This window comes from Saprospiraceae bacterium (assembly GCA_026129545.1).
Taxonomy (GTDB): Bacteria; Bacteroidota; Bacteroidia; order Chitinophagales; family Saprospiraceae; genus M3007.
In genome coordinates this window covers 100,451-123,181 of sequence record JAHCHX010000002.1, presented here as the reverse complement: position 1 = coordinate 123,181, position 22,731 = coordinate 100,451, and the positions used below count along the sequence as shown (strand labels likewise).

Annotated in this window: 11 protein-coding genes and 1 tRNA gene; 5 read left to right on the top strand and 7 right to left on the bottom strand. The window is 54.3% G+C overall.

The genetic code is table 11. The features are described 5' to 3' along the window. Nucleotides 1–59 precede the first annotated feature (59 nt). The 6 genes from KIS77_14830 to KIS77_14805 all read right to left on the bottom strand — a co-directional run bounded on the left by KIS77_14830 (nucleotide 60) and on the right by KIS77_14805 (nucleotide 11,752). Nucleotides 60–3,236 (bottom strand): T9SS type A sorting domain-containing protein, encoded by a 3,177-nt coding sequence (locus KIS77_14830; GenBank protein MCW5923616.1) that lies wholly within the window; start codon nucleotides 3,234–3,236, stop codon nucleotides 60–62. A gap of 54 nt (nucleotides 3,237–3,290) precedes the next feature. Then, the gene (locus tag KIS77_14825; GenBank protein MCW5923615.1) at nucleotides 3,291–5,150 is read right to left on the bottom strand and encodes a T9SS type A sorting domain-containing protein; all 1,860 of its coding nucleotides are present in this window, start codon (nucleotides 5,148–5,150) and stop codon (nucleotides 3,291–3,293) included. 211 nt (nucleotides 5,151–5,361) lie between these two features. Further along, nucleotides 5,362–7,020: a DUF1501 domain-containing protein gene (locus tag KIS77_14820; GenBank protein ID MCW5923614.1), complete on the bottom strand. Its 1,659-nt coding sequence runs from the start codon at nucleotides 7,018–7,020 to the stop codon at nucleotides 5,362–5,364. A 364-nt stretch (nucleotides 7,021–7,384) separates the two neighbouring features. After that, entirely contained in the window at nucleotides 7,385–9,037 is a 1,653-nt protein-coding gene (locus KIS77_14815; protein MCW5923613.1) for a DUF1800 family protein, read from the bottom strand. A gap of 471 nt (nucleotides 9,038–9,508) precedes the next feature. Next, nucleotides 9,509–9,724, bottom strand: a complete 216-nt coding sequence (locus KIS77_14810) for a hypothetical protein (protein ID MCW5923612.1) — start codon at nucleotides 9,722–9,724, stop codon at nucleotides 9,509–9,511. 87 nt (nucleotides 9,725–9,811) lie between these two features. Further along, nucleotides 9,812–11,752 (bottom strand): hypothetical protein, encoded by a 1,941-nt coding sequence (locus KIS77_14805; GenBank protein MCW5923611.1) that lies wholly within the window; start codon nucleotides 11,750–11,752, stop codon nucleotides 9,812–9,814. 292 nt (nucleotides 11,753–12,044) lie between these two features. On the opposite strand from KIS77_14805, the gene KIS77_14800 reads away from it, so the two are divergent. From KIS77_14800 to KIS77_14785, 4 genes are all read left to right on the top strand, one after another. Beyond that, nucleotides 12,045–13,835: a T9SS type A sorting domain-containing protein gene (locus KIS77_14800; GenBank protein MCW5923610.1), complete on the top strand. Its 1,791-nt coding sequence runs from the start codon at nucleotides 12,045–12,047 to the stop codon at nucleotides 13,833–13,835. Nucleotides 13,836–14,292: 457 nt separating this feature from the next. Beyond that, the gene (locus tag KIS77_14795) at nucleotides 14,293–16,053 is read left to right on the top strand and encodes a T9SS type A sorting domain-containing protein (GenBank protein MCW5923609.1); all 1,761 of its coding nucleotides are present in this window, start codon (nucleotides 14,293–14,295) and stop codon (nucleotides 16,051–16,053) included. A gap of 298 nt (nucleotides 16,054–16,351) precedes the next feature. Next, the gene (locus KIS77_14790) at nucleotides 16,352–18,106 is read left to right on the top strand and encodes a T9SS type A sorting domain-containing protein (GenBank protein ID MCW5923608.1); all 1,755 of its coding nucleotides are present in this window, start codon (nucleotides 16,352–16,354) and stop codon (nucleotides 18,104–18,106) included. Between the two features lie 220 nt (nucleotides 18,107–18,326). Further along, complete coding sequence (locus KIS77_14785) at nucleotides 18,327–19,280, top strand: endonuclease/exonuclease/phosphatase family protein (GenBank protein MCW5923607.1); 954 nt, start codon at nucleotides 18,327–18,329, stop codon at nucleotides 19,278–19,280. Nucleotides 19,281–19,403: 123 nt separating this feature from the next. On the opposite strand, the gene KIS77_14780 is transcribed toward KIS77_14785, so the two are convergent. Further along, nucleotides 19,404–19,488: transfer RNA gene (locus tag KIS77_14780), tRNA-Ser, on the bottom strand. A gap of 355 nt (nucleotides 19,489–19,843) precedes the next feature. On the opposite strand from KIS77_14780, the gene KIS77_14775 reads away from it, so the two are divergent. Further along, on the top strand, nucleotides 19,844–22,729 hold the full coding sequence (locus KIS77_14775; GenBank protein ID MCW5923606.1) for an insulinase family protein: 2,886 nt from the start codon (nucleotides 19,844–19,846) through the stop codon (nucleotides 22,727–22,729). Nucleotides 22,730–22,731 lie beyond the last annotated feature (2 nt).

Below are 22,731 nucleotides of genomic sequence, written 5' to 3'. Positions count from 1 at the left end.
GGTACACGATGCACGGAATCTGAAACGCCGTGTACCGTGTACCGTAAACCGTTCGCTGTTTACTGTTTCACAAACTTGGCGTTGCCAATCAGTTGACCCTGTTCGTTGTAACCCGCCATGGTGTAAATGCCCGCAGGCAATGAGGTCACGTCAATGCGCGTCTGCGAGTCGCCGGAGGTATTGACCGATGAGAGCCGTTGACCAAAGATGTTGAAGACGTCAATGCGGTTGATGCCCTCGAAATTCTCCACGCGCAAGTAGTCCGACACGGGGTTGGGCAGGATGCGCATCGCGGCCACCGTAGGCGTGAAGGTGCTGACCGCACCGCACACGCCATCGCCGATGATGATGTCGTCGAAGTAGGTAACGCGGTCGGTGCCGGTGCCGGTGGAGCCGATATCAACGAGTACCGTGAGGCGATTGTATCTGTCGTTGTCGCCCACGGTTGGGAACGCGAACACGAGTTCTTCCCACTCGTTCACCTTTGTGTTGTCGGCGGTGATTTCGATGGGCGGAATCGGGTTGCCAAACACCTCTACCTTCATGGTGAACTTGCCGATGTGGTCCATCAGCACTTTCGTCCTGATTTGTTTGTTGCCTTTAAAATCTATGGCTGCATCCAGGTCAGCGAATGCACCGGAGAAAATAGGCGCAGACCCAGACTGCACATAGCGGATGACCTTGTTGCTGGTGTTGATGCCTGCTTTTAGGGGATTGTCCACGATGGTGGTTGTTTGGCCATCCAAGGGGTTGTTGTTGAAGTAGGCGAAATTGGGCAATGTGGTGTTGGCCGTTTCATTGTCGCCCACGCAGCCACTATACCCCTTGCGTCGCCAGCGAATGTTGTCCACATAATAGGTGCCGCCGCCAGTTGGGCTTAGCACGTTGAAGAAGATGACAATTTGATTGCCCGGTGTCCCTTGCGCTGCGCTAAAATCGAGACTGAAGGTGTGCCACTTGTTCTTTGCTGGCAGCGTGTCCCATCTTTCCACGTTGGCGCCGTTGCCTTGAATTTTGAAAAGGAAAGGCACATTGTCGAACGGCGACCATACCTGCACTTCCAATTGATTGTTCAAACTCAAATCAGGAGGGGCGGGCAATGTGAAGCCGATGCCTGCGAACTCGGTGCCGGCACCTGCCGGGTCGTTGTATTCGCCCACTCTCAACGACGAGTTTTCGACCGTCTGTTGCGGGTTGTTGATGACTTTCAAGTCGCTCGCGCCGTAGAAAATCTCGACATAGTTGCGCTGACACTCAAAGTCGTCAATGAACACCGGATTGGGTTGCACGTCAATGCAGGGGTCCACGGTGGCTATGCCCTGACGGAGGTTGTCAATGCACCACGACTGGCCGGGGGAGGCGGCGTCGGGGTTGAAGATGATGCGAATTTCGCCAAAATCGGCGACGGCGGAGAACGGCGAGAAATCGAAGCCAAGCGTCTCCCATTCGCCGGGTGTGGCAATGGCGGCTTCGACCGATTGGTTGCCCGCGATGGGCGAGAAAAGTTGCATCCTGACTTTGGTGCCCGGCGCGACGCTGGCTGGGCTGAGCACGTCGAGGTTGAATTGGGGAAAATCCGTCAAGTCGAAGTTGGCCGTCAGATTGATGGCTTGCAAGGTGGAAAGGGGCGACGAGCCTTTCGAGTAGCAACCCACTTGCGACGAGCTGTTCACCGCGTTCGGGCTGGGGTTGGCGGTCGGGGCGGTGAAGTTGCCGTGGATGACGTTGTCGCCGTTGAGCGGCTGCCAACCCAGGTTGAGCGGCGACTCCTGAAAGTCTTCCACGTTGATGCCCTTGGGCGCATACAACTTGATGTCGTCCGCGTAGTAGATTTCGCCCGGCTCGCCATTCACGCCGGCATTGAAGAAAATGACCAAGCGCGTGTGTCCTTTGCCGATTTCGCTCTTGAAGTCCACGAAGTATTCCACCCATTTGTTGACCTCTGTCACAGGCACGCCCACTTCTTTGGCCCCCGAGCCGCCCTCTATTTTGAGCAGCAGGGTGCCAGTTTTGGGTGCCCATACTTTGAGGCCAAACAGGTAGCGCTCGCTCAGGTCAATGGGCTTGCCATTGTCTATCACAAATGCGGCATATTCGGTGCCGGGGCCAGTGCGCCGACGGAACTCGCCCACCTTGCGGGAGTTGTTGTCGGGGCTGGGCGCTGGGTTTTGCACGACATGGATGCTGTCCCAACCGATGCCATAGACCGCGTTGCGATTGCAATCAAAGTCGTCGAGGATATCTGGGTTGGGTGTGGCGCCCAAGCAAGGGCCTTGTGGCAACGCCTGAATGTCATCAATGTAGAAGGTGTCGCTGCTGCCAGTTATGAAAGGAGAGAACACGACGAGAATCTTGTCCAACTGGGTCAGATTGGCTGCCCCAGAAAAATCGAAGGTGTATTCTTGCCATTTGTTGGCGACGGCGATGTTTTTGAACTGCTCTATTTGCCCGCCGGGGCCTTCCAACTTGAACAGCATCTCCGTGTTTTTCGGTGCCCACATTTTGATTTTGAACTGATTGTAAGTGGACAAGTCAAGCGGCGTGGAGCGTGTGCCGAACGCAAAGTTGAAGTCGAAGTTGGGGTTGTTGACGAAAGCGCCCACGGTGGCTGAGCCGTTCACCGCGTCGGGTGCGGGGTTGGCGATGGCACCGAGGTACGTGCCGTTCAGGCTTGTCCAAGTGATGCCGGAGGGAGCCTCGAAGGTTTCGATGTCTTGCGGGGCCTTCACGGCACGGAGGTCGTCGAAATAGTAGGTGTGGGCGCTGCTCTCGGTGCCGGGGTCGAAGAAGATGATGATTTTCGTCAGCCCCGTGTAATACTCGGCGGCACTAAAATCAAAAGTGAGCTCCACCCACTGATTGGCGGCGGGCATCAAGGCGGTTTTTTCGATGGCAGGCCCGGTGCCTTCGAGTTTGAGCAGCACGGGGGTGGCGGTGGCGCACCAGACTTTGAGTTTGAATTGGTTGAACTCCGTGAGGTTGAGCGGGGGCAGGTTTTGCACCCAGAAAAGGCTGTAGGCGTGAGAGCCGCTTTTTGTGTAAGAGCCGACGAAGCCGCTGCCGTTCACGGCATCGGGGCCGGGGTTGGCGATGACACCGTTGTAGGTGCCGTTGGCTGCCTCCCATGCGAGGTCGGATGTGCCGCCCTCAAAGTCTTCATAGACGATTTGGGTTTGGGCTGTTGCCACGACAAGGCTCATCAAGGCGAGCAATGTGGTAAGGAAGAGCTTTTTCATAATTTTTAGATTGGTTGTGTGTGTATGAAAGTGCGTTGCAGTTTTATGCGTTGGTTATTTCACCATTACCTTCCCTGTCCATCTTCCGCCTTTGCTGCCTGTCATTTCCAAAAAATAAATTCCCTGCGGAAGGTCTTTCAAGTGAAGTGTTTTTTGAAAAAGGCCCGCCGGCATTTCCATGTCTTGGAACAATGCTCGGACGGGCCTGCCCTGCGTGTCAATTATTCGTAGTGTCAGTTTTTGCGGCGCGAGAATGGAACATTCCACGTTCAACATTTCTTCGGCGCCTATGGGATTGGGGAAAACGAACACGTCGAAGCCGTTTTTTCCCAAAAAATCCGTTTGTGTGCCGCTTGCGTCGGGTTGAAAGCCGAGTGCCTCAAGTGCGGGCTGTATCTCCGGGTTTTGCATGAAAAGGTCCCATAGCAATCCCGTGCGATGGTTTTCCAGCATCACCACGATGGGGCCTTGGTCTATGGCGAGATAGGACGATGCGAACCAGTCCAACTTCAGGTTGAAAGCGTCGTAAAACCCGTATTGGCCCCATAGCCGCTCGCCTTGCGCACGGTAGAAATGGCGCAGGGCAGCAAGGCTCTCGCTGGGTGTGTAGGGCATGGACGACAGGGCTGCGGTGGGCGCGATGGTGCCGTTGTCGTAGCCGGGGTGGTGCTCGCGGTAGCCGGTGATGGGGTCGTCGCTGGAGGTAAGTCCCCAACATTCAGCCGAGTAGCCCGTGAAGTTGGATGGGTTGTTGATGCTGTAAGCGTGTTGGATGAGCGAGTGGTTGCGATTGCGCTGGAAATAGTTGCAAAAGGCATCCTTCACGTTGCGAGGGTCGAAGCCCAAATAGGAGTAGTGCGCGAAGAAGAGTGGCCCGCCCGCTGGCGGGCCGCAGAATATGGGATAGCCGTAGTAGGTGCTTGCATTGGCGTAGTTGCCAGCCGTCCAGCCCGTCTGATAGAGGCTGCCCGGCACCCCGTGTGTCGGGGAAGCGGCCGCAAGCAGGTAGGTGATGTGTGTTTCGTTGAAGCCTCGCAGGGGAAAATTCATTTGCCAGCCGTGGTTGGGCGACCAATGCCAGTAGAGGGTTCCGCTGCCGTTTTTTCGATACCAGTCCCACTCCACCGCCTCCCAAAGACCCGTGATGGCGTTTCGCAGGGCATTTTCTAGGGGGGTGTTCTGGTCAAAATACTGCCGCGCCGTCAATAGTCCTTGCATCAAAAACGCTGTCTCCACCAAGTCGCCGCCATCGTCGTATTGGCTAAACGGGATGGCCTTGCCAGTGGAGCCGTTGAGCCAGTGCGGGAAAACGCCGTGAAAGCGGTCGGCGAGTTGGAGGAAGGAAATGATTTGAATCATGCGGTTCACGGCGGCTTCTCGCGTCACCCAGCCCCGTTCTGTGGCCACCACGATGGCCATGATGCCAAACCCCGAGCCTCCGGTGGTCACGATGTTGTTGTCGCCATTGCTGCGTTCGCGTGCCAGTCCGCTAAGCGGGTGGGCAAAGTCCCAGAAATATCGGAAGGTATATTGCTGCACCATGTCCATGAGTTGTTCGTCGCTCATGGCGGCGGTGGTGGCGGAGGCGGGTTCTGAAAAATCGCTGAGCGCGCCGAGTGCAGCTGTCGCCCGCACTTTGTAGTGGCGCGTGAGTGCCTGCCCCTCGTCGCCCGTCCAGTCAATGATGGAGCGGGTGGAGGGGCCGACGCTTTGCAAGAGGTCGAATTGCGAGCCGTCGGTGGAGCGGAATACTTGGTAGCCTGTGATATTGGGGGAGTTGCTGGGTTGCCAGTGCAGCTCGATGTGGCTGTCGTAGCCCGAGGCGGCCACATTGGCAGGGGGCGCTGGGGTTTGCGCCGAAAGGCATCCTGTCCAAAGGGCTGATGCGAGGAGGGTAAATCGGATTATGGTCATGCCGTGCGGATTTTTCTTTCGGCGTGTGCGATTTTCTTTTTGAGGAATAATTCGGCACACGCCTTTCATTGCAAGACAAAATTCCGACATCGGTTTTCTTTTTAGGCAAAAAAACACCTCACCACTACTACGCCATGTAAAAAACAAGCAAAAAAAACGCCGAGCGGAAATCCCGCCCGGCGTTTGTTAGTTGGCTATGTTTGTATTTTGTTCAGCGGCTCACGCTGAGTTTCGCCACATCGGCCTTGCCAGAGTACTTGTTCTCCAAACGAACAAAATAAGTGCCTGTGGGCAGCTTGGCCACATCCAGATAGAAGAAGTTGTTGCCCGGCTGCACCCGCACGGCGCTGGCCGACACCATCTGCCCGCCGAGGCTGTGGAGCGTGAGGCGGGCATCGAAGGCGGCGCGGCTTTGGAAGGCCACTTCGGTGCTGTAATTGGCCGGGTTGGGGTACACGACCAAGGGGCGCGTGGTGTTGAGCGGGTCGAACACGGAGGTGACGCCACCGATGTAGCAGTCGGGTGTGACGACTGCCATGTCGTCCACCGCTGGCAACTTGGTGTAGCCCTCGAACATGGTTTGTTCGAGCACATAGTTGTTGGCGCCCAACCAATCTTGCAGCAGGGTGGCAAAGACTTGGCGATAGTCGAACTGCATATCGCTGAGTTGGTTGTCCTGCGTGAGCACGCCCAGATTGGGGTTGGTGCCAATGACCCCGGCTTTGATGTTTTTGCCAAACAAGAACATGGGCGCGAGGGTGCCGTGGTCGGTGCCGAGCGAGCCGTTTTCGCGGGCGCAGCGACCGAATTCGGAAAAAGTGCAGGCGGTCACTTGGTCTCCCACGCCCAATCCTTCGAGGTCGTCGAAGAAGGCTTTGATGGCATCGGAGAAATCCTTCAACAAGTTGGCGTGTGTGCCAGCGGTGGTCTGGTTTTCAAACACCTGTGCGCCGTGCGTGTCGAAGCCGCCAATGGAGCAGAGGTAGATTTTGGTCTTCAAGCCACCGGAAATCAAGCGGGCGATGGTCTTTAGTTGGTCGGCCAATCCGACTTGCGGGTAGGACGATATGGAGTTGGTGCCGGCGTTGAAGGCATCGCTGATGCGCTGGGCATAGAGGCTGAGGCTATTTTCCACGCCTTGTATGTACTTGATTTCCTCGCCGTATTCCGAGTTGGGAATGTTGAGCAGTGGGGCACCGCCGATGCTTTGGATGAGCGAGTAGAAGCCTGCGGGGTCTTGGCCGCTCAGGTTGAGCATGTTTTGGTGCTGCGTCTCGGTGTGAAAGCCCAACGACGGGTTGGGGTCGCCCACTTGGATGCCGAGCGGGTCGGGCATTTCGGGCGTGGGTGCTCCCATCACGTCGGGATACATGGCCTGTAGGGCGCGACCCATCCAGCCGGACTGGATTTCATTCTTCTCCGGGGTGCCGTCGCCACCGGAGAGCCATAGGTCGGTGCCTTTGAAGTGCGAGCCGTTCATGTCGGCGTAGCCCACGCCTTGCACGATGGCTACTTGGCCGTTGTCGTACATGGCTTTCAGCCCCGTCATTTTGGGGTGTAGCCCCACCTTGTCGGGGTTGGGCAGGGTGTTGTCGAGGTCAATGAATTTGGTGCCGCCCGATTCGGGTATGCGAATGCTGGGGCGGAGGGCGGCGTAGAGCGGGTATTGTTGCACGGGCACGAGCATGTTCAGCCCGTCGTTGCCGCCTTTGAGTTGGATGAGTACCAGCACGCGGTCTTCCACATCCTCGCAGGAATTGAGGATTTTGGCGATTTTGCTGTTGGCAAATGGCCGCATGGCATGGCCATTGACCACGAGCGAGGATACGCCCGCGGCAGGAAATATCTTGAGAAAATTTCTACGTTTCATGATTGACGTGGATTTGTTGAAATGTGGATTTGGTGATGCGTGGATTTGGTGAGTTGTGGATGTGGTGATGTGCTTGTTGGGAGGTAACTTAGCTTTTTTCAATTTTTAAAACTTGGGCATTGACCTCGAATTTATACCTTGATTCGCTAGGATTTGTTAGATGAACATGATTGATGTTCTTGATTTTTAGCAGATTGCGATTGCAGCCATGCCCAAAACCTAACGACGCGAAGTATGTCCGGGAAGTGATATTCACCGAAATGAGGCCGCTCAACGAAGAGTTCTCAAACAAACTGAACAGGCTTCGTGAAAGCCAACTTCCCCAAAAAGAGCAACTGAGCCCCCAATCCCCAACTCCCCAAATTCACATCAGCTGATATTCCGCCGAATACATAATGGCGTTGATGAGCCTGCCTAGCGGAATTTTCACTTCCGTGTCATCGCCCGTGCTCAGGTAGCTTTGCCACTCGTAGGTCCAGTCGGCGGGTGGCAATTGGTCGAGAAAGACGATGTTGTAGAAGTAGTTGAACCGGTCGGTGTCGGTTTCTTCGGGCAGGAGATATTCCAACAAATCTTGCACGAGCACGTAAGGGTCGCTTGGGTCGCTGATGGTGCCGCTGTTTTTCACCCAAGCGGCCACGTCGAATTTGGCCCCCAGCGGCTCGTCGGGCGAGGCGCCTATGGTCATTTTGCCGGAGAGCAGCATCGTGGGGAATTTGTATCGCCCCACTATGGTGCTGGCGTTGAAATACTGGCGGTAGAAGTCTGGTTTTTGAAAATATGCCGGATAGCCTGCCACGTCGGGCGGGCTGAAAAGCGGCAGGTTGGCTTCGTTGAACAAGCGGCCATAAATGCCTCGGCCAAAGAACTGGAAATAGGCTTCCAAGTCGCTGTCGGGCGTGGGTGTTGGCAGGCCGAAGAACGAGATGGATTGCAGCGACAGTTCGAGGGGCGATTTGATGATGCCTCCCATGATTTCGTCCTTGTTGTCGGAGTCGTCGGCATCGAAGAAGTGCTGGCTTTGCAGCAGTTGTTCGAGCACGGGTTTTATCTCGAATCCGGCGGCGATGAACGTGTCGGCCAACGGTGCGATGATGTCGCTTTCTATTTCCGGTGTGATGTGGCGGCTCACGAAGAAGCGATAGAGCCGGCGGCAGAAGTTCTTGGCCGTTTCGGGCTGCGCGAAGGTCATGTTGACGAAAGCATCCAGCTCGGCCCACATTCCGGCATCGTCGGTGCCGCCTTGAATGACGGTGCCTTGAAATTTGTCGCTGAATGTCTTCGGGTCGGTGTCATGCTGGTCAATGTTGGTGCCGCCGCGCGGGATGTTCGTTTCGGGGTCGAGCGTGTTGCGCGGCCCTTTCACGCGGAAGCCTGTCAGCAGTCGGGCAGCCTCGTTGATGTCGTCTTCCGTGTAGTTGGTGTAGTCGCCCGGGCCGATTTGCAGGCCCTTGCCGATGGTGAACAGTTCGAAGAACTCGCGGGCGAAGTTGGTGTTGGGGTTGGCCTTCACGTTGTCCGTGTTGTTGAGGTATTTCAACATGGCGTTGTCCACCACCATTTTGGTGACAAACTTTTTGAAATTGCCCAATGCTCCCCAACGCAACAGCATGAGATAGTCGAAGTAGTGCGAGGTGAGAAAAGCCGTGATGGCGACGGAATTGAACTGGTGCAGGAAAAACGTCATGCGGTGGCCGATGCCGGGGTCGTTGAGGGCTTCGTGGAGCCACCAGCTGGCTAGCCACGGGCGCAATTTGAAATCCTCGGTGGGGGGCAGGCTGCCGGGTGGCAAGCACCAAGTGCCGGGCGATGCGCTGCCAGACGCTTCATTTTGGTCGTAAATCGGTTGGTCGTGCACCAAAGGGTAGAGTTGAAGAAGCGAAGCCACCGCTTGGCCGGCTGTCTGTCCTGCCATTTCGTCCACCTTTGTTTTGGTGAAGCGGTAACTCGTTCGGCGCAGCAGGTGTGCCGCATGCCGATGACCTAAGGCGCCTTGCATGGGAGATAAAGATGCCATGTTCGGAAAGGATTGTTTTTAGTTAAAAAAAGAAAAATCGGTTCAAAGCGCAGCCGAAGTGATGAGTTGGGTGGCTTCCCCGGCCAAACGAAGCGGACGGGGTTGAGGGGGGGACCCGCCAATCCGTCAACCAGTAAAAATCCGGTCAACCAGCAACAAGCAAATAAATAATGGTGGGTTGTTTGAGGCGGGATGTTCAGCGCGGACTTCAGTCGGCGTCGGCTGCGCATTGGACAGGTGGATTAAAATTGGTGCATAAACGAGGCGTTTAAGATTTTATTAAGGGTGCTTTGTTAAATTTTGAAAAATTAAGTCTTCAAGGGTAGCACTGCAAATTGCATCCGCCCCGCCTTCCCGCAATATCATTTCGGGTTGTGATTATGAGCGTTGGATATTCATTGCCGTGGTTGATAGGTGCCGACAAAGTCGAGAAGGTGCGAGACCTCACCGCAGAGACGCGGAGTTTTACCTCTATTCGTGGCTACATAGGAAGGTGCAGCGCCCCGGAATGTGTTTCGGGGCGCTGCCCTCGCCTAAGTATTTGCCTGTACTTTTAAAAATCTTCGCGTCTCTGTGGTGAAAAAGAACAATAGACTTGTTGCGGTGGATGCCTTTGGCGAAGGGAAAGCCCTTTTTCCGACTGGCTTCGTTAAGTTTTTCGCCGAATATGCCCGATTTCGACTGCAAAATTTGCCTTGCCAGTCGAAAAAATGACAATCCCCTTCACTCAAAGCCCTCCACCGCAACAAGTCTAATATCCATTTTCCCAAACCATCACATCCGCAGCAACTTGACGATGCCGAACCGACCGCCCTGCGTCACGCGCACGGCATAAATGCCTATGGGCAAATGCTGCACGGGCAGTGTCATTGTTTGGCGCTCGTGGCCGTTGTTTGGAAGCCGGTATTGTTGGGCAAGTCGTCCGAATGAGTCGAACACTTCCACCAGAGCAGGTGCATCGCCAGTCAAATGGGCAGAAAGCTGGGCGGTGGAGGTGGCAGGATTGGGCGACAGCGCCAAATCAAAAGCAGCGTCCGCTTGTGGCAGGTCGAATATACTGTTGGTCAGAAAATCGGTGGGCACCTCGAACCAGTTGATGGTATTCGTGGTTGCGCTATGATTGGTTCCCCACACGTTGGAACCGGGTATGCCGTCTTGCTGATAGAGCACCCACACCTTGTCGCCCACAATGCGTCGCGGGATGGCTGGCCATGCCGACTCGACAAACCCGATGAACGCTTCGTCCACAAATGGGGGGGCCGTGAGCTCAAACGGCTCGCTCCAAGTGTCGCCATTGTCCTCCGATTTCATGATGTAGAGGTGGCGGTAATACTGGTCTTTCTCCGCGCCCCAGTTGGAGCGGTACAGCTCGTTGACTGCGGCATATACGAGATAGATAGAGCCTTCGGCATCCATCCCAGTGGTGGCAAAGCTGGAAAGACTGTTGAAATATGGGCCAATCGCGCCACCGCCGCCTACCAATGTGAGCAAAGAATCGCCGTCGTAATCGAGCGCGCCCGTGATGACTTGAATGTTGTCGCTCCCCCAGCTTTCCTTCCAGTAGCACAGCCCGTTCGTGCCGGGATAGTAAAAGGTGTTGGCTGCCGGGTCGTTGTCAATGACATACATCCGACCGAACCACACATGGGCCTGCAAGGCATCGTCAATGAGCAGCGACCCGAACCCGTCGTTGGTAAATACGGCCAGCGAATCCGGTGCTTCAGGGTCGAAATAGCCAATGTCGTCGAAAGTGTAAAAATCACCGTCCGCCCCGGCGTAATTTTCGAGCGCATCGGGGAAATCGTTCACCACCGTTTGCTCCCAAGTATCTCCGTTGTCGAGGGATTTGAAGAGCAAAACATCATTCCAAGTGGGGAATACGGCAATGCCGACCGCGTCGCCGTTGACATCTATGGTGTATTCGTCGGCGGCCAACGCTTTGACCTTGCTGCTGTCCAAACCCGGGATAATCTGATATTTTTTATCCCAAGTCAGGCCGCCGTCGGTCGAACGCCAATAAAGCAAGTGCCCGTTCACGCCTTGATAGATGACGCCGTTGGTGGAACCACCTGTTGGCGAGGTGATGGCGATGACGTGTACCGACTTGCCATCGGGACCTCCCACCGCGACTCTGGGCCACAGGCATCCCGAACCGGGCGGATTGTCGAGGTCGGTTTCGACCCAAGTGGAGGCACCGGCGGCTTTGCGGGTGACATGAATGCGGAAGGGGTTGAACCCGGTAGCGTGAGAGACCACCAGTTCCGTCCCATCGTCGAGCCGGGCAGCTGCCGGAAAACCTGTGCGAATAGCCTCCAAGCGATTGTTGACATTGGGCCAGCCGCCCGAAGCACGCACGTTGTAGCCAGTGCCGCGCTCGGGGTACCCGCCACTCAAATCGCTGCCGTACAGCCAAGTGGCTACTGGGTTGCCATTGGCATCGCCATAGATGCGCGAAGGCATGCTGCCATAAGATTGGGCATCCCAAGTGGTGAAGCCCGCAAATTCTTCCTGACGGGCACTGACGGCGGGGCGACTGATGGGGTGGGGGTTTTCAGGCTCAGGCAGGTAATGCTCGGGTGCTGGGGCGGTGTGCTTCCAGTAAGGCGCGGGCTGCGCAGCCGACGAGGCAGGTACTTTGCCTGCCCTTTTTCCCTGTGCTATCAAAGCACTTGCCCACACGAGGGCTAGGATGGTGTAGAAGTATTTTGTTTGCATAAAATCCATGCTTTTGAAAAAAAGTGAAAAATATCTCGCAGGTGTGGTATGCCCACGTTGAGAGCAATAATTTGTAACTGCTTGGGCTGCCGCTTTTAAAACAGCCTCTAAAACATTCGGGACAAAAGAACAGCTGAAAAGCCTGAATTAGGCAGTCTGGCATTAAAAACCTTTTTGGGGTTATTGTAAAATTTTGACCGAATTAGCTGAAAAAAAATATTCGGGTTTTCCCGTGCTCTACTTTTGCCGCACAACTAAAATTGATTGCTTTTTTAACTCTTCTTTCTACGTTATGAATAAACACTCCCTACTCTCGGCAAAGGCTGCCATGCTCAGTTTCTGCTTCCTCTTTTCTGCCCTCGTCGCAAACGCACAGGGCGACCCCGGCACCGACGACGACGGCTTCATTGTCAGCATCGTGTCGCCCCCTAGCATCGCCAAATACATCAGCAACGGCTTCTTGGACTGTGGCTGGATTGGCACTTCGGGCTTCGGACCCGACGTGACCGAGGAACTCTGCGGAGAAGTGGTGTGGGCACCCGATTCCTTGGCTTGCTCGCCGCTCCCCGCCGGTAGTCTCAATGGCAAAATCGCGCTTATCCGCCGTGGTACTTGTGGTTTTAGCTTGAAAATTTACCATGCTCAGCAAGCGGGTGCCAAAGCTGTCATCATCCTCAACCACTACGCCAATCCTTTGGATGGGCCATGCGAGGCGCGTATTGATGCCAGCACTTACTTTGGTGGAATGTCGGGTCTCGACAGCGCGAGTGCCGTGACCATTCCTGCCATTTTCCTCCAACGCTTGACGGGCGAGGAGATTGATGGCGCCCTGAAAGCGGGTGAGAAGGTGGAAGTTTGCTTCGTATTCCCGCGTTTCACGCAAGCTTGGGCAGCCTATTCCTACGCAATGCCTGCCAGCCAAGTAGATACATTGGGCGCTATGGTGGTCAATTTCATCAACCGCGACAACAATGTGGTGGACAATTTGGTCATCAAGGTGGACATACAGGGGCCGAATGGCTACAGCGAGTCCTTCGAGGCGCTGCAAGACCCCATTGACCCAGGTGCTGAATTGTTGGTAGGATTCGGCGAGTTCTATGTGCCGCCAGCAGTGCCTGGCGAGTACACCGCCACCTTCTCTTCCAATCTGTACACCGAAGGGCGCGACACGCTCACGCGCAAATTTGTCGTCACGGACTATACCTACGCGCTCGACAACCTGAACCTCCGCTTGGACGGCGGTGCTGCCCTCAACACCGACTTTGCCAACGGTGGCTTCCAATATCAAACAGCGGCGCTCTATTTCACGGGCGATGCGGGCGCGGTGGCTACTCACGCCACTTTTGGCATCGCCAACATTGACTCCGTGTATGTGCCCGGTGGCGATGATGAAACCAACGCTGTCTTCGTTTTCCTCTTTGACGGCGACTCGGACGAAGATGGCACCATCAACCTGTCTGGTGGTTTCAACAGCATCGAGTCCGATGTGGTCGCTATCGGAACTTACATCATGAAAGGCGGCGAGCAAGAAGACAAATTGATTGACGTGGCGCTCGAAGATTTCTTTGAGCCAGGCCAAGCCCCTGTGCTGAAACCCAACCACCCCTACTACCTGTCGCTCAAATACGACGGTATCAACAACGGCTCTGGCCGCTGCATTGCGTTCACCAACACGGCGAACGAGAGTTATCTGGTCATCAATGGCGGCTCCACCTCGCCCATTTTCATCGGGCAGTATTACGGTGGCGGTTGGAGCGACCGCACCATTGTGCAACGCCTGCAGTTGGAAGGTTATACTTCCTCTGCCAAGCCTGAGCCGAAACTCAGCGCCGACAAGTTCAGTATCACGCCGAACCCCGGCAACGAGTATGTCTATCTGAACCTTGATTTGGAGAGCACCAATAAACAAGTGGTCGTGTCCTTGTTTGACATGGGCAGCCAGCCCGTGCGCCAATCGGTGGTGCGCAATATCCAAGAAGGGCAGATTCGCCTCGATGTGAAAGACCTGCCCGTAGGCACCTACATCATGACCATTCGCACGGACGAAGGTGTGGCAGTGCAAAAGGTGATGGTGCTCCACTAATTTTTGCACCTCTAACCAACGACAATACGAGTCATCGTCGAGCTTTCGGCGATGACTCGTTTTTTTGGGGGGGAGCGGAGGGACTATTTTAAACTCCGTTGAGCAGGTGTGGCATGACCGCTTTGAGCGCAATAGTAAAGTGTAATTCCCATGAGCGGTCGTGCCACACCCATTCAACGCTGGATTTCGGATGGCTTTATACCCAGATTAAAGAGGATTTGAATTTGCCCTTTGGCATGGCAGGTTCAAATCCTCTTTAATCTGGGTATAGTCTGCTGGAGGGAGGCAGACTACCCCATCAGACGTGAATTGTTGCTTTTTTAGGTCGTAAAGACCAATTTTTGATTTTGCCAGCTCCTCGCAAACAACATTTTTTGAGAAACATGTACGTTGGTCTCCCCAAGACCATACTTTTGCCGCACAAACAGTTTGACTTAATCTAAAAATACTTCGTGTTATGAAAAAGCAACTTACACTTGCTCTAGGACTTGCATTCGCACTGCTATTCCAGTTTGCGGTGCCCAATCAAATCGTTGCACAGGGCACCGATGGCCTGAACTTGGTACTCCGAGTGACCATTAACGGCCAAGATTATGAGTACTTCCAAGGCACATGTGGCTACGAGACGGCCAACTGGGGTGGTACCGTTACTGCCGAATTTTGTGGCAATCCCGCATGGGGATACGACATTACTCCCGACTCATTGGGCTGCGACTCCATTCCCGCAGGCCAGTTGACCGGAAAAATTGCGATGATTCGCCGTGGCGCGTGCGAATTTGGCTTGAAGGCGCTCAATGCCGAAAAAGCAGGCGCCATCGCGGTGATGATTGTGAACAGCGATGCGGCAACTGCTGGCGACGACTGCAACGCCATCCCGATGGGTGCCGGAGCCGTCGGCGCCCAAGTCACCATCCCGGCTATTTTTCTCTCTCGTGTTGTCGGCAACCAAATTGACGCAGCTATTTCGGCGGGTCAAAACGTGGAAGTCTGCTTCTTGCTACCCAATGTGGGCACTCCCTACGTCGCCCGTGCTTATGCCACGCCAGTGACACAGGTTATCGAAAATGACGTGATGAGCATGGTGTTCTACAATCGCGGCACCACTGTGATTGACGACTTGGTCGTCAAAGCCGACATCACCGGGCCAAACGGCTACACAAACACGATAGAGACCGCCGCCCCGCCGCTCGACCCCGGCTTCAACGGCTTGGTTTTCTTCGACACTTGGTTGCCTCCGAGCGTGCCGGGCAAATACGATGTGGTGATGTCCAACAACAAATTCACCGAATCGCGCGACACGCTCCGGCGTTCTTTTGAAATCACCGACTACACGTTTGCGGTGGACAATTTGAACCTTATTGATGCACGTCTGTGGAACAATAGCTCTTTCGTCGCGGGCAACTTTCTTTATCAGACAGGAGCGCTATACTTCACTGGCGCGAACGGTGGGGTGGCCACTTACAGCACTTTTGGCATCTCCAACATTGACTCCATCTACACGGGCGACCCCGAGGCGGATTTGATTCAGGTGTTGGTCTATGATGCCGACTCCGATGAAAATGGTGTCATAAACTTCCAAAGTGGCGGCTTTAATGACTTGGCTGCCGACTTGGTCGGCACGGGTTCGTACATCCTTAAAGGGAATGAGACTTTTAACAAAGTGGTACACGTCCAGTTGGAAGACTTTTTCGACCCCGGACAGCCAGTGACCTTGAAGCCCGACCATGCCTACTACATCTCCCTGCTCTACGACGGCATCAACAACGGCTCTGGCCGTTGCCCGGGCTTCAACGCCAGTGCCAGCGAGGACTACTTGGTTTACGACGGTGGCGGCCTGACCACCCCGCTGCAAATGGATGCACTTTATTCTGGCTGGGGCGGCGGCACCTTGGTCAATCGCATGGAACTGGAAGGCTTCGACCCGACCATCTCCGTGAAAGAGGCCAAGCCCCAATCCCTTGATGCCTCCAAGTTTTCCATCACGCCGAACCCCGGCAACGAGTACGTCTATCTGAATCTCGATTTGGAAAACGTGAACAAGAAAGTGAACGTCACGATATTGAGCGCGTCGGGTCAGGTGTTCCGCACGAAGTTGCTCAATGACTTCCAAAGCGGCCAGATTCGCTTCGATGTGAACGACTTGCCCACTGGCCACTATCTGATGTGGATTCGCACCAACGAGGGCAACACGATTCAAAAAGTGGCGATTTGCCATTGATTCTACCTTCCTCGTTTCAATAACAAGCGGCTTCCCGGATGCTCCGGGAGGCCGCTTGCTCTTAAGACACATCTTATGCTCAGGCATGAGGTGCTACTTAATTTTCATATCCATTTAGTTTCTTGTTAGCATGTTGCCTTGAATCAGTCAATTAAGACGAAAATCAAATTCGTCAAAGTATAAATCGCTTTTTGCTTTATTTTACAAATAAAGTTCTTCAAAAAACTATTCTTTCAATTGCCCGAACGCACTATATTTGCCCCACAAACATTTCGTGAACTTTTAAATCCTCCGTGTTATGAACAAAATGCTTACAAACATCACTCGCCTATCTGTTTTGGTAATTTTGCAAATGGCCTTGTTGCAAGGCCTATATGCGCAAGGCAACCAAAACGACAATTTCATTTTCAGCATCAAGTCTGCCAACACCGACCAGTTCTTTCGTCAGGAGGCCTGCGGTTTCGGTTATTCACAATTTGGAGCTAGTGTGCAGAGCGAATTGTGCGGCGATATCGTCTGGGGTTTTAGCACAGCTGGCGACTCGCTTGGCTGCGATACCATTGTCAACAACTACGCTGGAAAGTTTGTGTTGATGCGCCGCAAAACCTGCAACTTCTCCATTAAGGCATACTATGCACAACAAGCAGGTGCCGCAGCGGTTTTGATAGCCAACCACTACGACAACGTTGCTGATGACGGTTGCTCGATAGTTGGCATGGCTGCAGGTACTTTTGCCGACCAGGTCACCATTCCTTGCATCTTCCTTTCGCGCGACATGGCAGAGGCTATTGACAACGAGCTGCAAGCAGGCAACCCGGTGGAAGGCTGCTTCCTGCTGCCGCGCGTGACCGGGGCTTGGGCGGCTTATTCTTATGCCGTGCCTGCCAGCCAAGTGGATACATTGGGCGCTATGGTGGTCAATTTCATCAATCGAGAGCCTAATGTGCTAGATAACTTGGTTATTAAAGTGGATATCAGCGGACCGAACGGCTATAGTGAATCATTTGAGGCGCTGCAAGACCCTGTGGACGTAGCCTTTGAAGGTTTGTTGGGCTTTGGTGAGTTTTATGTGCCCCCTGCTGTACCGGGTGAGTACACTGCAGTGTTCTCCAACAACGTGTATACCGAAAGCCGCGACACGGTTTCTCGCAAATTCGTTGTGACGGACTACACCTATGCCGTGGACAACCTCAACTTGCGCCTTGACGGTGGCGCTATGCGCAATGATTTGTTCGCAAATGGCGGCTTCCAATATCAGACGGGTGCCTTGTATTTCACAGGTGACGCGGGCGCGGTAGCCACCTATGCTACATTCGGTATTGCCAACATTGACTCGGTGTATGTGCCAGGAGGGGATGACGAAACTAACTCTGTTTATGTGTTTCTCTTTGACGGCGACTCCGACGAAAACGGCACCATCAATCTTTCGGGTGGGTGGAGTAGCATTGAGGCCGACGTGGTGGGTATCGGAACCTACGTCATGAAGGGCAACGAGAAACAGGATGTTTTGCTGGATGTGCCGTTGGAAGATTTCTTCGAACCCGGCCAAGCACCCGTACTTAAGCCTAACCATCCTTACTATATTTCTTTCAAATACGACGGCATTCCGAATGGTAGCGGTCGAAACCTTGCGTTCACCAATACCGCTCACCAGAGCTACCTCATCATTAATGGCGGCCCCACCACACCGATGTTCTTGGGTCAGTTCTATACTGGTGGATGGGGCGACCGCACGGTGGTGCAACGTCTGCAATTGGAGGGTTACACTTCTTCGGCCAAACCTGAACCCAAACTCAGCGCCAACAAGTTCAGTATCACGCCGAACCCGGGTAACGAATATGTCTATCTCAACCTTGACTTGGAAAACACCAACAAGCAAGTCGTTGTGTCCATCTTCGGAATGGGCGGGCAGCCAGTTCGTCAGTCCATCGTGCGCAACTTCCAAGAAGGTCAGATGCGTTTCGACGTGAAAGATTTGCCTTCTGGCACCTACTTCATGACTATCCGCACAGATGAAGGTGTGGCAGTGCAAAAAGTGGCTGTTTGTCACTAATTGCTGCCTCATATAAAAAGCCAAGCGGCTTCCCGGATGCTCCGGGAAGCCGCTTTTTCTGCTCGCTCGGAGTTTACAAAAACTTTACATTAGCGGCTTGATACGACTTGCGCTGCCAAGTTTTGGGCATGGCTATAATCGCAATCTGCTCAGAATCAGGGATATCAATCATGCCCATCTGACAACTCTTCTCGAATCAAGGTATAAAACCGCCGCTACAATGAAACACCACATCTATTTCTGGAACCTCGAAAACCTCTTCGACGTGGTGGACAGCCCCACACGCCCCGCATGGCTGCAAAAAGCCCTCAACAAGGAACTCAAAGGCTGGACGGCCCCCGTGCTCGCTCGCAAAATCGAGCAATTGTCCAGCATCATCATCCAACTCAACCCCGACATCTTTTGCGTCTGCGAGGTGGAGAACGAGGCCGTTTTGAAAAAACTGACCGCTGCGCTCGCGCCCTTGGGCCGCAACTATGTGGTGCGACATCACGACACCAAAGACCAACGCGGCATTGACGTGGCCTTTTTCTACGATGCCGACCGCTATGAAGACGACGGGCGCCTGTTCACCCTCGAAATCATGAAGCGCACCTACACCCGCGATTTGGCGCAAATCAACCTGCGTACCAAACCGGGTGGCCACGACCTCATCCTCATCGGCAACCACTGGCCCGCACGGTCGGGTGGCCAATACGAAAGCGAGCCATATCGCATCATGGTGGCTGAAACGCTGAGCTATTGGATAGACAGGATTTATGAAATCAAGGGCAACAACGCCCCCATCGTGGTGATGGGCGATTTCAACGACGAGCCGTTCAATCGCTCGCTCGAAGACTACGCCAACAGCACCCGCAACCGCGACAAAGTGCTCAACGCCCGCTCGGTACCTTATCTGTACAACCTGATGTGGCCTTTTTATACCAAAGGGATAGGCACGCACTACTTCAACCTGCCCGTCCTGCTCGACCAGTTCATGGTATCGCGGAGCATTGCCTCCAGTGCTGCGTCAACGCCTTTCGTGGTGGATTCGGTGGACATCATCAATCTGCCGGGCATGACGAGGGGCGAGTATCGCATACCCGTTCGGCACAGCCGTCCGTCGCAACAGGACTACAACCCAAATGGCTACAGCGACCACTTGCCGATACGCCTGGTGCTGAACGAGCGTTGACGCGAGCGGCTAAGTTTTTACAAACAGAGGTAAAAAAACACAAGAGCCATCACTCTATCCCACTGCTGGGAGATGATGGCTCTTGTCAAAAGGCTGGAACTTAAAAACAACCTCAAATGAATGCGGAGGGGGAGGGATTCGAACCCCCGGTGGTGTAACCCACGACGGTTTTCAAGACCGCTCCATTAAACCGCTCTGGCACCCCTCCTGTTATAGTGCTTTCAAATTCGGCGGCAAAGGTAGCCAAAGAACCGAAATGCCAAACGCAAAGTTCGGATGTGGAAAAAAAAGCAGGTAGGGGGGCACAACTTCTTCCCGTACCTCTTGCACTTTTGTATTTTATGCCTCGCGCCACCAAGTTTTGAGCAGATTGCGCTTTTGGCCATGCCCATAACCTAACGGCGCGAAGTATAAAGACAGCCAACTTCCAACATCGTTTCGCCGCAACGAGGGGTGAAGTACTTTCACGACAATTTTGTGCTCAATCGAAGTCCAGTGTCTATATTGTACTTTTGTGTCCCTTCGCCATGCCAAGCCACCTCATCGCTTCAACCGACAGATATATGCACGACTACGCTCCAATTGCTCCCGCGCCTGCCCGCCCCCAGTTTTTCGTGGTGCCAGACGACCCCATTCAGGTGCAAATGCACACTTTGTCGAATGGCCTCCGCTTGTTTTTTACCGTCAACAAAAACGAGCCGCGTGTTTACACCGAAATAGCGGTGCGGGCAGGCAGCAAGCACGACCCGCCAGAGACAACCGGGCTGGCCCACTACTTCGAACACATGATGTTCAAGGGCACCGATAGGCTCGGCAGCCTCGATTGGCCCAAAGAAAAGGCCCTGCTCGCTCGCATCGAGCAAAAATTTGAGGAACACCGCAAGGAACAAGCACCCGAGAAAAAGAAAGCTTTGTATGCGGAAATCGACCAGCTTTCGTTCGAGGCGGCCAAATATGCCGCCGCCAACGAGTACGACAAACTGGTGAGCGCCATCGGCGCGAAGGGCACGAACGCCTACACTTGGGTGGAGCAGACGGTGTATGTGAACGATATTCCCTCCAATGAGCTGGAGCGGTGGTTCGAGCTGGAGAGCGAGCGATTCCGTCGCCCAGTGTTGCGCTTGTTTCACACCGAACTGGAAACGGTGTTTGAGGAATACAACATCAGTCAGGACAAGGATTTTCGCAAGACGCTGAAAGCGATGCAGGCGGCGCTCACTCCCTCGCATCCCTACGGCACCCAAACCACGCTGGGGCGCGGCGAAGACCTGAAAAACCCATCGCAGACCAACATTTACCGCTTTTTCGACCAGTATTATGTGCCCAACAACATGGCGATTGTGTTGGCGGGCGATTTTGACCCAGCGCAAGCCCTGGCTTTGGCCGACCGCTATTTCGGTCACTACAAAGCAAAACCCATCCCGACGTTTTCTTTTGAAAAACAGCCCGCGCTCCGCGCCCGTGTCCGCCGCGACGTGTATGGCAACGAGGCCGAGTGGCTGGAAATGGGATGGCGTTTTGAGGGAGCCGCCTCAGAAGAAGCCATGATGTTGCCCCTCATCAGCAATATGCTGCACAATTATCAGGCGGGCCTTTTCGATATGCACCTCGTTCAGAAGCAGCAACTGCTCGAAGCATTTGCCTACCCGCGTGTCTATGAGGACTATTCGAGCCTTCTGCTCTATGGGAAGCCCCGCGAAGGCCAATCGCTTGAAAAGGTGGAGGCGCTTTTTTGGGAACAAATAGAGCGCCTGCGCGAAGGGCACTTCGAGGATTGGTTGCCACAGGCAGCGGTGAACGACTTGAAATTGTCGGAAATCAAGGAGTTTGAAAAAAATCAAGGCCGTGCGGGCGCGCTCGTGACGGCTTTCGTGCTCGGCCTCGATTGGAGCGACATGGTGCAACGGTGGAAAAAACTGGAAAAGGTGACAAAAGCCGATGTGGTGGCGTTTGCTCAAAAACACCTGCGACCCGACAATTATGTGGTCGTCTTCAAGCATCATGGCGAAGACAACTCGGTGATGAAAGTGGAAAAGCCGCCGATTACCCCGATAGAGGTGAACCGCACGGATGTTTCGGAATTTGGTCAGGCATTTTTGGCACAGGAAGCCGCCGAAATCGCGCCGCAGTTTGTGGATTTCAAAAAAACGATTCGGCAGGCTACCATCATGCCGCACCTGAAACTTCGCGCCGTGCAGCAGCACGACAACAAGCTTTTTCGCCTCTACCACACTTTCGACATGGGGCGCTTGAGCGACCGGCGTCTGGGTTTGTTGGCTTCTTACCTGCCCTTCCTCGGCACCACCCGATATTCGGCGACGGAGATGCAGCAGGCCTTTTATCGCCTCGGGGTCAATTTCTCGGCCAGCTGTCAGGACGACCATTTCCACTTCACGCTCACGGGGCTGGAAGAGTCGTTCGAGGAAGCTGTGGCACTCATGGAGCACCTGTTGGAAGATGCGCAGCCCAACGCGGAGGCTTTGCAAAATCTTGTGGCCGACACCCTGTTGCGTCGGGAAAACAACAAAAAAGACAAGCGCACCGTGCTGACAAAAGCCATGGCCAATTATGCCAAATACGGCGCATTGTCGCCATTTACCGACAAATTGACGAAGGAACAGCTGCTGGCGGTGAGACCGGAAGAATTGACGAGCCTGTTGCGCCATTTGCTCGCATACAAACACGAGGTGTTTTACTATGGTGCCAAAAGCCCGCGTGCGGTGGCAAACGTGTTGAAGCGTCACAAGCCTGCATCGCTGGTGCCGCCGGCTGCCCCGCTCCCCGCCAAAAAATATCCTGAGTTGCTGACTCGAAAGGACAAGGTGTTTTTCGTGCACTTCCCCACCGTACAGGTAGAACTGATGTTGCTCTCGAAAGGAACGCCCAAGTTCGATTTGCAGGAGTTTGTTTTTTCGGAATGGTACAATCAGTATTTCGGATACGGGTTGTCGTCCATTGTGTTTCAGGAAATCCGCGAATCGAAGGCGCTGGCCTATTCCGCCTATGCCTTTGCGGCCAACCCGGCCAAAAAACAACGGGCGCACTGGCTGCAGGCTTACGTCGGCACACAGCCCGACAAGTTGCGCGAGGCGGTGGAGGCCTTCCAAACGATTTTGGAAACAATGCCCGTCTCGCTCCCACAAATAGAAAACGCTCGCCAAAGCGTGCTCAAACAAATAGCAGCCACTCGCATCACGAAAACCGATTTGTATTGGACTTGGCGGGCCAATCGCGACAAAGGGTTCCCCAACCGCGACCTCCGCGCAGACATCTATCACAAATTGGAACACGCTGATGCCGCCGACCTGATTCACTACCAACAGCGCCACGTCAAAGGCCGCCGCTACACTTGGCTGGTGTTGGGCGACCGCGAGCGTATTGACTTCCAATACCTTCGGAAAATAGGGCCAGTACAAGAGCTGACCATGGAAGAGGTATTTGGGTACTAATC

Excerpts from the sequence above, each read along its gene's own strand:
- KIS77_14830 (MCW5923616.1), bottom strand. The coding sequence starts at position 3,236 with ATGAAAAAGCTCTTCCTTACCACATTGCTCGCCTTGATGAGCCTTGTC.
- KIS77_14825 (MCW5923615.1), bottom strand. The coding sequence starts at position 5,150 with ATGACCATAATCCGATTTACCCTCCTCGCATCAGCCCTTTGGACAGGA.
- KIS77_14820 (MCW5923614.1), bottom strand. The coding sequence starts at position 7,020 with ATGAAACGTAGAAATTTTCTCAAGATATTTCCTGCCGCGGGCGTATCC.
- KIS77_14815 (MCW5923613.1), bottom strand. The coding sequence starts at position 9,037 with ATGGCATCTTTATCTCCCATGCAAGGCGCCTTAGGTCATCGGCATGCG.
- KIS77_14805 (MCW5923611.1), bottom strand. The coding sequence starts at position 11,752 with ATGCAAACAAAATACTTCTACACCATCCTAGCCCTCGTGTGGGCAAGT.
- KIS77_14800 (MCW5923610.1), top strand. The coding sequence starts at position 12,045 with ATGAATAAACACTCCCTACTCTCGGCAAAGGCTGCCATGCTCAGTTTC.
- KIS77_14795 (MCW5923609.1), top strand. The coding sequence starts at position 14,293 with ATGAAAAAGCAACTTACACTTGCTCTAGGACTTGCATTCGCACTGCTA.
- KIS77_14790 (MCW5923608.1), top strand. The coding sequence starts at position 16,352 with ATGAACAAAATGCTTACAAACATCACTCGCCTATCTGTTTTGGTAATT.
- KIS77_14785 (MCW5923607.1), top strand. The coding sequence starts at position 18,327 with ATGAAACACCACATCTATTTCTGGAACCTCGAAAACCTCTTCGACGTG.
- KIS77_14775 (MCW5923606.1), top strand. The coding sequence starts at position 19,844 with ATGCACGACTACGCTCCAATTGCTCCCGCGCCTGCCCGCCCCCAGTTT.